We start from the raw sequence: 12,020 nt of genomic DNA on the forward strand, positions 1-12,020 counted from the left end.
CTCACTCTGCCGGGGCCAAGCCGGTCACGACGAAGGACTCGATCAAAAAGCCCCGTGGTCCGCCTTGGGCCAGCGACCAGGCGATGTTCGCCGTGTCGCTGAACGGCTTGCCGGTGCGAGCCTCTCTCCCGGACCACAGCACAGAGGAGCGCGCAATCGGACGGTCGTCGGCCCCCCCGACGTCGAACGAGGTGATCGTGTACTGCTGATCGGTGTACTGCGCGCCGAACTGGTCGTACCACGCGCGAAAGCCCGCCTCGTCGCAGATTGAGACGGGAGCGGAAGAAACCGGGTCCTGGAAAGACATGACCAGGGAATGCAGGTTCAAAGAGCTGAGCATTTCTGCCGCCGGGGCGTGGCGGGCGAGGTCGTCCAACCACGCTTGCGCGAACTCCTTGGCAACGTCTGCGACCGCGGGGTTCGGCGGCGGGTCTGCGGGCAACGTGAAAGAGCACGCGGCAAGGCTGCCGTTCGGGTCGGCTCCGGCCGGGCCGGGTTGCGCGAGGCCCAGCGCTCCGGCGGCGAGCGTCCCTGCCGCCAAAGCCGTGCCGATCACAGGCCGCCAGATCACGCCGGAGCCATTGTGTTGATCTGGAGCTGGGTGATCGCGTAGGAACCGCTCTCGTCGTCCCACACAAGTCGCAGCTGCTCGTCGGTGAGGAAACGGAACGGCTCGCCCGTCGTGCGGCGCACGCCTGAGCGCAGCACTGTCACATGCACGACGGGTTCGTCCGCGTCGCCAGTCGCCTTGAAGGTGTTCACGAAGTAGTCGGCCTCCGCAACGTCGCGCTGCTCTCGCTCCGCCTCGGCCCGGTACTGCGCTGGTGTGCGGATGGTCGCCGTCGGCAGGACGATTTTGGCGGGGAATTTCAAAAATCCGAGCTGTTCGTCCACCGCGCAGCTGCTCAAGCACTCATAAAAGGACTGGACGAAGTCGCTGGTGCGTGCGACCAGGTCGCGGTCGTCGCCGAACAACTCCTCCTCCATGGGGATCGGCGGCCAGTCCGGGTTCACCGGCTTCGGCTCCGCCCTCGCGGCAGGGGCGAGCCCGCCCGCGGCCGCGAGCGCGGCCAATGCGACGGCGGCCGTTTTGAGCAGATTGTGACGCATCGTTCCACGCTCCTCGCCTCAAGCGGTTGATTCCCGAACACGATACCGCGCCGCGCGCCCGGCGCCGTTCGGGCCGCTTTCGCGCCGAGCGCGCAGTCCGCGCCGACCGGCGTGGCGCGGTTCCTTGTTCTGCTCGCCATTCTGGCTCGTCTCCCGCGCGCGGGAGACGAGCCAAGGCGTTCCGTCCGGCGCTGCGAGGCGCACTGTCTACGACAGGCGGTAGTCCAATGCGCCGCCTCGGCGGGGCAGGGGTTACTCTTAGAGAGGCAGGACGCGATTCGCCCATGCGGCGGAGCGCGGTTCCAGGCCCGCCGGAAGCACCACCCTTGTTGGCGAGAGAGACTTTGAAGGAGCAGCCGTGACCGCAATTGCCCCGTTACCCGACACGGAGGTTGCCGCGACCCGAGCGTTCCCGCCCCGCCAGGGCTTGAAGGGCTCGTTCCTGTACAAGTTCGTGACGACCACCGACCACAAGGTGATCGGCAACATGTACATCGTCACCTGCCTCGCCTTCTTCCTGGCAGGCGGCCTCATGGCGCTGTTGATGCGCGCCGAGCTCGCCCAGCCTGGGCTGCAGTTCCTTTCCCCGGAGCAATTCAACCAGCTCTTCACGATGCACGGCACGGCGATGCTCCTGCTCTACGCGACGCCGATCGTCTTCGGGTTCGCCAACGTGGTCCTGCCTCTGCAGATCGGCGCTCCGGACGTGGCCTTCCCCCGGCTCAACGCGTTCAGCTACTGGCTGTTCCTCTTCGGCGGGATCATCGCCCTGTCGGGCTTCCTGACCCCCGGCGGCGCGGCGGACGCGGGTTGGACGATGTACACCAACCTCTCGAGCGTGAAGTACTCGCCGGGCGTCGGCACCGACCTTTGGATCACCGGCCTCGCGGTCGGCGGCCTCGGCACCATCCTCGGCGCGGTCAACATGGTCACCACGGTCATCTGCCTGCGCGCGCCCGGCATGACGATGTTCCGGATGCCGATCTTCACCTGGAACATCCTGGTGACCAGCGTGCTCGTCCTGCTCGCCTTCCCGATCCTCACGGCGGCGCTGATGGGCCTCGCCCTGGACCGGCACTTCGGCGCGCACATCTACGACGCCTCCAATGGCGGCGTGATCCTTTGGCAGCACCTGTTCTGGTTCTTCGGCCACCCGGAGGTCTACATCTTGGCGCTGCCATTCTTCGGCGTGGTCTCGGAGATTTTCCCGGTCTTCTCCCGCAAGCCGATCTTCGGCTACAACACCCTGGTCTACGCGACGCTGTCCATCGCGGCGCTGTCCGTGGCGGTGTGGGCCCACCACATGTACGCCACCGGCGCGGTCTTGTTGCCGTTCTTCAGCTTCATGACGTTCCTCATCGCCATCCCGACCGGCATCAAGTTCATCAACTGGATCGGCACGATGTGGAAGGGGCAGCTCACCTTCGAAACTCCCATGTTGTTCTCGTGCGGCTTCCTGGTCACCTTCCTCTTCGGCGGGCTCACCGGGGTGCTGTTGGCCGCCCCGCCGCTGGACATGCACGTCTCGGATTCCTACTTTGTGATCGCGCACTTCCACTACGTGCTCTTCGGCACCATCGTGTTCGCCACCTACGCGGCGGTCTACTTCTGGTTCCCGAAGATGACTGGGCGAATGATGGACGAGCGGCTCGGCAAACTCCACTTCTGGCTGACGTTCATCGGGTTCCACACCACGTTCCTGGTGCAGCACTGGCTGGGCGACATGGGCATGCCCCGCCGCTACCCGGACTACCTGCCCACCGACGGCTTCACCACCCTCAACATGATCTCCACAATCGGCGCGTTCATCCTGGGCGCCTCCACCCTCCCGTTCATCTGGAACGCATTCCGCAGCGCGAAATTCGGCGAGCCCGCCACAGTCGACGACCCGTGGGGTTACGGCAGCTCCCTGGAATGGGCCACCAGTTGCCCGCCTCCCCGGCACAACTTCTTGGAGATCCCCCGTATCCGCTCCGAGCGTCCCGCGTTCGAGCTGCACTATCCGCACATGTCGCAACGGATGCGTGACGAAGCCCATGCGGGCAGGCGCAACCACGGGCCTATGGGCGAGATCGAACACCACTAGAGAGGCGAACTGGTTCGAAAACGATGACGACGACGAGCGGCGCGCCCGACGCGACCGCCCTAATCACAGTCACCGGCCCCGACCGCCCAGGCGTTTCATCGGCTCTTTTCGACAGTCTCGCCCGAGTCGGCGCGAGCCTGCTCGACATCCAGCAGGTCGTGATCCGGGGCAAACTCACCCTCGCGGTTTTGGTCCGCTCCGAACAAGACCCGCAGAACCTCACCGAGACTCTCGAAGAGGCCACCCGCGGCCTCGGGGTGCGTCTCTTCGTCGAGTTCGGCGAGGGCGTGACCGCCGAGCCGCCGACGTCCACCCATGTGGTCACCGTCCTCGGCAGCGCGTTGAGCGCACGGGCGTTCAGCGCGATCACTGCTGCGCTTGCGCGGTCTGGCGCGAACATCAACTTCATCCGGGGCATCGCGGACTACCCCGTCATCGGGATCGAGCTTTCAGTCCGTGCGGCGGCCTGCGGCGCGGAGGCCGACGGCGCCCTGCGGGCGGCTATGGCGCTCGTCGCGGCGGCAGAGGGCGTGGACATCGCAGTGCAACCAGGCGATTTGGAGCGCCGCTCGAAACGCCTCATCGTCTTCGACGTCGACTCGACCCTGATCCAGGACGAAGTGATCGAGCTTCTCGCCGCGAAAGCGGGCCGTGAGGAAGAGGTCGCGCGGATCACCGCACGGGCAATGGAGGGCGAGCTCGACTTCTCCCAATCGCTTCGCGACCGTGTGGCGACGCTGAAGGGCTTGCCAGCGTCGGTGATGCAGGAGGTGGCCTCCGAGCTGCGCCTCACCCCGGGGGCGCGCACGACCATCCGCACCTTGCGCAGACTGGGGTATCGGTGCGGGCTTGTGTCCGGCGGTTTCCATCAAGTGATCGATTCGCTCGCCCATGAGCTCGGGGTGGAGTTCGTGGAGGCCAACACGCTCGAGGTTCTGGATGGCAAGCTGACTGGCGAGCTGATCGGGCCGATCGTGGACCGAGCCGGGAAAGCATGGGCGTTGCGCGCGTTCGCCCGTCAAAGCGGGGTGCCGCTCAACCAGACAGTCGCTGTGGGCGACGGGGCGAACGACATCGACATGCTGGCCGCGGCGGGACTCGGGGTGGCGTTCAACGCGAAGCCGGCGCTTCGCGAAGTCGCCGACGCGAGCTTGAACCAGCCCTACCTCGACACGGTGCTGTACGTGTTGGGCGTGACGCGGCGCGAAATCGACGCGGCCGACGAGTCAGACGGTTTGCGTGTCGAAAAACCCGCCCCTGGCGGCCGAAGCGAACGTCGTTCATAGCCCTGAACTGGACTTTTCAAAGGAAAAAAGGTATCTTCGGACTATATTATTCATGCCGCTGGGGATGAGCCCTGGGGAGAGTCGCGGCAATGATGATCGAAGGGAATCGAGGAACCATATGGTCACCACAGAGATTGGCGCGGTCGCGCTGCATGTCTCCACATTGGAATACGTGCGCAAACTTGCCAAGACAGAGAGCGTTCCCACAGTGCTGGCCTGTTACCAGGGCTTTTACGTGGACGTTGAGCAGCGGCGCAAAGAATGGGACCTCATGAACGCGGAGCTCAACGAGAAGGGGATCCTGCGGGGGGAAGCTGTGCACCCCGAGCTTCAGGCGTGGCTGGAGGCACTGGACCACCCTGATCGTGAGCTTTCTGGACGTGTCAAGCGCGGGGAGAGCATGTTGCGGATGGCTTTGGTGCGTCGTGGCGATGTGCACGCGCTCGCGATCCGTTACGGGGATGAGGTCGTGATCCAAAACTTCGAGTACGACGCGCAGAAATCCTCCGGGCAGCTCGCGAGGGCAGCTCTCGTGGTGCTGGGCGAGGGCGTGATCCCTGATTTCAACCGCGTGAGCGCGCCCACGCAGAGCATCGTGGACGCGATGCCCCGAAACGTCGATCTCGACGCGGTCTACACCTCGCTTTTGCGGGTCGGCGCGAGTCAAAAGGACGCGAAGGTCCTCGCCACCATTATGGCGACTGTCGAGGTGCAGTCCGAGTTCGTTGTCTACGAGCGAGGAGACGGGCCACGAGCCAGGGGCAAAGGCGCGGTCTCGGTTTTCGACTCCCCGAAGGGGCGCTTCGTCTCCAGTCCGAGTGTGGCTTCCGACGGCGAAATCTGGTCCACGATGACACCGGGCACAGACCATCGGATTTCGCAAGCGTTCAACTCGCTCATCGAGCTGTTGCCCAGCGAGCAGTGGTGGCCAGAAGCCTCATGAGCCAGCGCGTCCGGCGCGCCGGACGCAGTCATGGCTTCGTATGCCGTGGTCCTGGCTGTGGCGGCTGCCCGTAAGGGGACTGCCCCGGAGCGGGGCCCATCGGTCCGGGCGCAGGTCCGCTTGGACGCGGCGCTTGCGGCGGCATGGGCGAGCGGTTGCCGCCCGAGCCCGGCGCTGCTGGCCTCGGCCCCACCGGCCCAGGCCCGGTCGGCCGGTTCACGCCGCCAGTGCCTCCTGGAGGGCCGAACGGCGGACGCTGGGGCACTGGGCCGGGACCCATCGCGGGACGCGGTCCACCAGGACCAGGGGGCAGTCCCGGCGCAGGACGAGCCGATGCCGGCCTCGGCGGCAAGCCGGAGCCGCCAGGACCGCTCGCGACGGCCTGCTGTGGCGGGCTTTGGCGGCCTTGGCCATAGAAACGAAGTTCTTCTCGAGGGTTGACCATGTTCAAGACGAACTCTTTGTCTTCGGTTATCACCTTGACCTGGCCCGGTGACTGAGGGTTCTGGACGAGAGCGAGGTCGACCTCGGGCGTCTTTTCCGATCCTGGGGGCTTCACACGGATCACAGTGATCTCGGAGCCGTGCATTTGAACGTCCACGCCGTCGAAAACCATGACGTTGAACTCCCGTCCGGATGTGCTCGACCGCTCGGCGGCGGCCTGTCCGCCCGCGAGCCAGAGCGCTTTGCGGCTGTTCACCACGGAGACCATGCCTTGCCAAGCTTGTGGCCGGTTGGTGTGGACGAGCACACGCGCTCCGACGCAGAGCGCCCGGAGCACCACTTGTTGCGCGAACTGGATCTCCGAGATGATTTCGACGTTTGTCGACTGCTGCGAGCTCGTCGCGACGCCGAACAGCGCCATGGTGACCGCCTGGCCGTTCTGGTTCGCTCCGATGAGCTGACCGCAACCGGAAGCCTGGATGCGCAGTTCTCGAAGCCGTTTGGTGGCCGCAGTGATCCCCGGGGCGGGGGCTTCCAGGCTGCGCGCGCCGAACGGCAGGCTGGCGAGGAAGCCTTTCAGTTGTTCACCGCTGAGCCGGGACAAGGTGGGCAGCGGGGGGGAAGTGAGCTCTTTCGGGGTGAGGTAGCGGACGAACCCGGACAGTTGGACGTAATCGCGGACGTCGATGTTCCCGCCCACGGGGCGCAAGCGCAGGGTGACGGTGGTCAGGTTCGACGGGACGGTCCAGAGCTGGGTGAGCCCGGCTCGGCTGAACGCGGCAGGAGAGATCTGGAACGTGGTGAAATGGCGGTACTGGCCGCCTTGGATCTCTTTCCACGACTCAGTCATGTCGTCGAACCGCAAACCCTCCGAGAGGCGTCCGATCGCCGTGTTCATTTGCGCAGCGCTGAGGATGTTGACGCGCTGGCCGCTTTCGCGGAGCCGGTGTGCGACACGGCTGGTGGCGCTCATCATCGTTTTGAGCACCCCCTCCGGGCCGCCGCCGCGTTTCTCTATTGCCTCCGTGCAATGGAGGGGGTTCAGCCGCAGCACGACCCAGACCGAACGGTAGGCGATTGCGGGGAGCTTGCCGAGGATGCTCTCGTACACCTGGGTGTAGGGGGCGTTGTTCGGCGCGCGCCAGCCGTGGCTGATGACGTCGATGCCGTCGAGGACGATGTCTTTGTACTGGTTGAGCGACGCGGCGAGCGTGTCGAGGGACACGATGTCGTCGGTCTGGATGTCCCGAGGCGTCAGCGTGGTCGCCTCGTATGGCCTCGGGGTGATGTGCAAGACCGAGATGAGCAGGTCGTCGTCCCAACGGAAACCGAACAGCGCGCCGCCTTCGCCGCTCACGTCGAAAGCATGCGGGATGTGGTCGGGGCCGAGCTTCTTGTTGGGCTTGGCCATTTTGCGCCAGAGGTACGACGTGAGCGTCCCGATCCGAGTCGTGAGCGACTTCCCCCGGACGCGCAGGATCAGGAGCAGCCCGAGCACGGCGGGCACGGCGATGACCGCCCAGAGCGGAGCCTTCACACTCGCGAGGACGAAGAAGGAGAGGACCGAGACGATCTCTGCGGGGACCAGGTTTTTCGGCCGGAGCTCCAAGCTGACGAGAAAGGCCTTGTGCCCAGGGCGTAATTGCCCCTCGGCCTTCTTGTCGGCTTTTTGTTTGGCCTTGAAGGCGGCGACTTCCTCTTTGGTTCGTCTCGCCGTGCTCGACTGGCGGTTGCGGAACGCCATGTCGAGATGATCGGGTGCTGGGGCAGGCGCTGGTGCGCTCACTTTTTCCCTCCTGTTCGATTCCGACGGGCGTCGCGGACGGGAATGCTCACCACGGCTCCAAGGGCGAGGAGCAGCAACGAGACGCCGGCCACTGCGAAGGCGAAGTTCCTGGGCCGGTGCTCTGGCAGCGCCGGCGGGACTGGCGGCGGCAGCCGCTTGGTTGCGTATTGCTGCACGAGGTCCAGGGCGGGACCGGGCTGTTCGGTCAAAGCGGCGACGATGTCGATGAGGCCGTAGCCGACGAAGTTGTCTCTGCCTCGGGGCGGGTGGATCGCGGTGCGCTCCAACTGTTCGATCACTTGCGTGCGGTTCCAGTCAGGGTGCAGCTGCCGCAGCAGCGCGGCGGCTCCGGCGACGATCGGCGCGGCGAAGCTGGTGCCTTGGATGCCCTGGAGCTTGCCCTCGCCTGCGGGGGTCGCGTCGGCGAGGTCGCGGTTGTTGTCCCCGACGTCGTCGCCGGGGCGGGGGTTCACAGAGATCATGTTGTCCCCTGGCGCGGCGATGCCGACCCAAGGGCCGCCGATGGTGCCGCTGCCTTGTTGGCCGCTGGCGTCGATCCCGGCGGGCTGGCCGGAGCGGTCGACCCACCCGACGGTGAGCACGTACTGGTACCACCATGCCGGGGTCACGACGGTCTGCAGGGTCTTCCAGTTGGCCTCGTTCGTCGGGTCCTGCGTGTTGAACGGATGCTTCGGGCCGTACGTGGGAGTTCCAGGGTCTGAGGGCGGGGCTGGCTCTTGGGTGTTGTACTTGTACCGCTGGGTGGCGTCGTAGTCGGGGTTCTGGGTTTTGCAGGTCGCTTCTTTGTTGCCGCCTTGCAGGTTGCCCGCCGCGACGACGACCACGGCGTCCTTCTCGTCTGCCGCGTACCGGAGCGCCGCGCCGAGATCGGCGTCCTTGAACCTGTTGTCGTTCTGCTGCCAGTTGCCAGCCGGGAAACAAGAGTCGATGGAGATGTTGATGACCTGCGCGCCGAGGTCGGCGGCGTGGACGACCGCGTGCGCGAGCGTGTCGAGGGTGCCCGCGACGATGTTGCTGTCACCGCCTTTGGGGCCGAAGAGCTCGCTGGATTGGCGGATCGAGATGATGTGCGCATCGGGGGCGACGCCGACGAAAGAGTCTGTTTCGGGCTTCGCTTTGGCGGCGATGAGGCCCGCTGCGAAAGTGCCGTGCAGGTCGCAGTCGTCGAGTCCGTTGGTGTCGCCCTTGTGGCCTGGCTCCGGGCTCTCGCCGCGGATGTAGTCGCCGCCGCCTTCGACGCCCTCCAGCCGGTCTTTGACTTCGGTGACCCCAGTGTCGATGATGGCCACGCTCACCCCGGCGCCGGTCGCGATCCGGTGCGCCTTGTCGAGGTCGAGGCTGCGCTGGCCCCAGGTCGGGTTTTTGAAGTTCGTGTCCGGGTAATGCTCGCCGGTTCTGCAGAGGGACTTCTGCTCGTAGTCGACGCCGCCGCTGGAAACTTCGCCGCTCGGCGTCGCGTCGGAAGCTGTCGGCGGACCGGTGACGTTGATGTTGTCCGCGAACGCGAGCGGGGCGTTCGCGCCGGGGAGGACAGAGGCCGCGAGGAAGATCCCGGCCATGCCCGTCGCGGTGGCGCGCGCGCCTCTCCGGGAGAGGCGCGCACGCGGAGCTGGTTTCGCCGTCATGGCCGCTGCCCCTTGCGGGCATGGGCACACAACCTGCGGGCCCTCGTTGAGGCGGACCAGGGACAAGGGCTGGCCACAGGCGAACCGGCGGACGTCATAGCTCGATGTTCCGGACCGCGCTGTACAGGCCCATGATCCAGAAGACCAGCGGGAAGATAAGCGCGATGAGCGTGTATTCGAAGACCTCGCCAGCTCGCCGCATCACGGGCGAGTATGTCTGGTTGGGGACGATCACGCCGATAATCAGGAACGCTATGGAGAAGAGGACCAAAGCGACCCCGAGCGCCAGCGCGATCCAAGGCTGGTGTTCCAGCGTGCCCCGCCCGCCCGCGTAGAGCAACGCGACGAAGAGGAGGAAGCCCGACACGATCATCACGCTGGCCTGGACGAGGTCGGTGAAGCTGCGGCCGCGCAAGACGAGGACGATGGCGACGATGACCCCCAGGAGCGGGCCTTGCCACGGGTATTCGGCGGTCGGCCGGGCGGCTGCCAGCGCGCCGCCGATAGCGACCAGGCTTGACGCGATCACCAGGCCAGTGAGGTAGTTGTTCGCCGCTTTGGCGCGTTGCTCCAGGTCTTTCGCATTGGGCAGAGCCATCGCGCCGATCGCGCCGATGCCTTCGACAGAGGGATGCAGGTCGATCTCTTCCGCGTCCACGGCCTGGCCTGCTGTCGGCACCGGAGGAAGCGGGAGTTTCGCGAGGGCGATGGTGAACTTCGAGGCCGAGGAAATGATGAAAATCGCCATGCAGACCAGAGCGGCGCCGACGACCTGGGTGCTGTGCCCGAAATAGTCCATGTCCGCGTAGGCGAGGCCGACCAGCAATGCGAGCGTCGCGACTGCGGTGTGCTGGACCATGCCTGAGAGCGAGACGCGGGAAGAGATGATCGCGAACACGAACGCCACCGCGCATGCCGCCCATATGCTGGAGAGGCCGATAGGGCCGGGCACGCAGACCATGACGCCGAAGAAAATGAACGGCAGGCCGCACCAGCACAGCACGTTGGCGATGGTGTGCTGGTGATAGCGCCTGCCGATGACCCACCCCGCGATGTGGAAGAAGAGCCCCCAGACGATCAACAGGACAGGGGACAGGAAGTCTTCGAACCGGCTCTCGTGCGCGACGCTGCCGTAGAGGAACAGCAGACGCGCGGCGAAGAAGGAGGCGACCACGAGCGTCGCCATGCCCAGATAGCGGGCGGCGTTCGGCCCCCAGTGCCGGAAGGCGTGCTGGTTGACCCTGGCGACGGCGTCGATCACGTCGTCGAAGAGCAGGGGCGACTCCTCGGCGGCGACGGCGCGGAGGATCAACAGGTCCCCGTCGTGCACGCCTGCTTCGGCGAGGGTTTTGGTCAAAGGGATCGGGGCTTGGCCGACGCGGCCCAGCGTCCACTGGTTTCGCGCCTCGTTCTGACTGCCCTCGCCCCCGAGGTTCGGCACGCGGGTCTGGATGAGCGCGACCAAGTCGGGGATGAGCACGGCGACCGGCACCTCAGAGGGAAGCCCCACGTCGAATTGCGCGTTCCCGCCGAGCACCGCGACCCGGCACAGAGCAGGTTCGATGCTGCTTCCGGAATCCTTGGTCAACGCTGGCGAACTCACCGGCTGCACTCCCTCCGAGGACTGGCGACCCGGTTCAAGTTCCTCTGGAGGACCCTGCTCCGGATTTCACAACTATTATCTGTCGATAGACACTAGACCACCATGATGCTGCACTGCGAAGCCAGTGTCCAGTATGTGCCCTCGGCCCGGTGATTTTGGATCCGGAATTTTCGACAGGGCAGATTTCCGGCACGACAGCCCTGCCGGGCTCCTTGTCGGCCAGTCGTCCGCCCAAGCCTCGTTGCACAAGCGTTGCGGAGACACGGCAGACTAGGGGCATGACAACCGCCGCTTCCGACTTGGTCCTCGACTTCGATGGCGTCCTCTTGCGGCGCGGCGCCAGCACGCTCGTCGGGCCGATCGATTGGGAGGTGGAGCTCGACGAGCGGTGGGTGGTCATCGGTCCCAACGGGGCGGGGAAAACATCCCTCCTGCGTCTTGCGGCAGCTCAGGAGCACCCTACGAGCGGATCTGCGCTTGTGCTCGGGGAGCGGCTCGGCAGAACCGACGTCGCTGAGCTGCGCCCGAGGGTCGGTCTCTCCTCCTCGGCGCTGGCCGCGCGCATCCCGGCGGGCGAAGTGGCGTTGGACTTGGTCATGTCGGCGGGGCACGCGGTGGTCGGCAGATGGAAGGAACGCTACGAGCGAATGGACGAGGAACGGGCGCGTTCGGTCCTCGGCATGCTCGGAGCCACCAAGCTGGCCGGCCGCACATTCGGCACGTTGTCCGAGGGGGAGCGCAAACGGGTGCTCATCGCCAGAGCGCTCATGGTGGACCCGGAGCTCTTGTTGCTCGACGAGCCTTCCGCCGGGCTGGATCTCGGCGGCCGGGAGGATCTCGTGGCGCGGCTCTCGAACCTGGCGGACGACCCCGATTCCCCCGCGATCGTCATGGTCACCCATCATGTGGAGGAGATCCCGCCCGGCTTCAGCCACGCGCTCCTCTTGCGCGACGGGCAGGCGGTCGCGCAGGGGCTCATCGCTGATGTGCTCACGAGTGAGAATCTGTCGCAGACTTTCGACCAGCCGATTTTCCTCACGAAAGCGGGCGGGCGGTATTTCGCGATGCGCGCCAACAGTTCCGGGCGCCGGTTCATCGGGGGCTGAGGGACGCGTT

General features: G+C 65.9%; 9 protein-coding genes. 4 read left to right on the top strand and 5 right to left on the bottom strand.

Going from position 1 to position 12,020, the window contains the following annotated elements; all coding sequences use genetic code 11:
- Position 1: 1 nt before the first annotated feature.
- On the bottom strand, positions 2-571 hold the full coding sequence (locus tag SROT_RS06830; RefSeq protein ID WP_013138282.1) for a hypothetical protein: 570 nt from the start codon (positions 569-571) through the stop codon (positions 2-4).
- The gene (locus SROT_RS06835; RefSeq protein WP_013138283.1) at positions 568-1,110 is read right to left on the bottom strand and encodes a hypothetical protein; all 543 of its coding nucleotides are present in this window, start codon (positions 1,108-1,110) and stop codon (positions 568-570) included. Before SROT_RS06835 ends, SROT_RS06830 begins: the two co-directional genes overlap by 4 nt.
- Before the next feature lie 358 nt (positions 1,111-1,468).
- On the opposite strand from SROT_RS06835, the gene ctaD reads away from it, so the two are divergent.
- The 3 genes from ctaD (at position 1,469) to SROT_RS06850 (ending at position 5,425) form a co-directional block, all read left to right on the top strand.
- The gene (gene ctaD / locus SROT_RS06840; protein WP_013138284.1) at positions 1,469-3,196 is read left to right on the top strand and encodes an aa3-type cytochrome oxidase subunit I; all 1,728 of its coding nucleotides are present in this window, start codon (positions 1,469-1,471) and stop codon (positions 3,194-3,196) included.
- A 23-nt stretch (positions 3,197-3,219) separates the two neighbouring features.
- The gene (gene serB / locus SROT_RS06845; protein WP_013138285.1) at positions 3,220-4,482 is read left to right on the top strand and encodes a phosphoserine phosphatase SerB; all 1,263 of its coding nucleotides are present in this window, start codon (positions 3,220-3,222) and stop codon (positions 4,480-4,482) included.
- Between the two features lie 118 nt (positions 4,483-4,600).
- The gene (locus SROT_RS06850) at positions 4,601-5,425 is read left to right on the top strand and encodes an ESX secretion-associated protein EspG (RefSeq protein ID WP_013138286.1); all 825 of its coding nucleotides are present in this window, start codon (positions 4,601-4,603) and stop codon (positions 5,423-5,425) included.
- A gap of 28 nt (positions 5,426-5,453) precedes the next feature.
- Here SROT_RS06850 and eccE read toward each other — a convergent pair whose 3' ends face one another.
- The 3 genes from eccE to eccD all read right to left on the bottom strand — a co-directional run bounded on the left by eccE (position 5,454) and on the right by eccD (position 10,904).
- Positions 5,454-7,655 carry a type VII secretion protein EccE gene (gene eccE / locus SROT_RS06855; protein WP_013138287.1) on the bottom strand — a complete coding sequence of 734 codons (2,202 nt, stop codon included), beginning with the start codon at positions 7,653-7,655 and terminating at the stop codon, positions 5,454-5,456.
- Positions 7,652-9,301, bottom strand: a complete 1,650-nt coding sequence (gene mycP / locus SROT_RS06860; RefSeq protein WP_013138288.1) for a type VII secretion-associated serine protease mycosin — start codon at positions 9,299-9,301, stop codon at positions 7,652-7,654. Before mycP ends, eccE begins: the two co-directional genes overlap by 4 nt.
- A gap of 94 nt (positions 9,302-9,395) precedes the next feature.
- The gene (gene eccD, locus SROT_RS06865) at positions 9,396-10,904 is read right to left on the bottom strand and encodes a type VII secretion integral membrane protein EccD (protein ID WP_013138289.1); all 1,509 of its coding nucleotides are present in this window, start codon (positions 10,902-10,904) and stop codon (positions 9,396-9,398) included.
- A gap of 278 nt (positions 10,905-11,182) precedes the next feature.
- Here eccD and SROT_RS06870 point away from each other — a divergent pair, with 278 nt between their 5' ends.
- Positions 11,183-12,010: an ABC transporter ATP-binding protein gene (locus SROT_RS06870; RefSeq protein ID WP_013138290.1), complete on the top strand. Its 828-nt coding sequence runs from the start codon at positions 11,183-11,185 to the stop codon at positions 12,008-12,010.
- Positions 12,011-12,020: the final 10 nt, after the last annotated feature.

Source organism: Segniliparus rotundus DSM 44985, from assembly GCF_000092825.1.
GTDB lineage: Bacteria > Actinomycetota > Actinomycetes > Mycobacteriales > Mycobacteriaceae > Segniliparus > Segniliparus rotundus.

Bases quoted from the DNA above. Each gene is read 5' to 3' on its own strand.
- SROT_RS06835 (WP_013138283.1), bottom strand. From the start codon at position 1,110: ATGCGTCACAATCTGCTCAAAACGGCCGCCGTCGCATTGGCCGCGCTC.
- serB (WP_013138285.1), top strand. From the start codon at position 3,220: ATGACGACGACGAGCGGCGCGCCCGACGCGACCGCCCTAATCACAGTC.
- SROT_RS06850 (WP_013138286.1), top strand. From the start codon at position 4,601: ATGGTCACCACAGAGATTGGCGCGGTCGCGCTGCATGTCTCCACATTG.
- mycP (WP_013138288.1), bottom strand. From the start codon at position 9,301: ATGACGGCGAAACCAGCTCCGCGTGCGCGCCTCTCCCGGAGAGGCGCG.
- SROT_RS06870 (WP_013138290.1), top strand. From the start codon at position 11,183: ATGACAACCGCCGCTTCCGACTTGGTCCTCGACTTCGATGGCGTCCTC.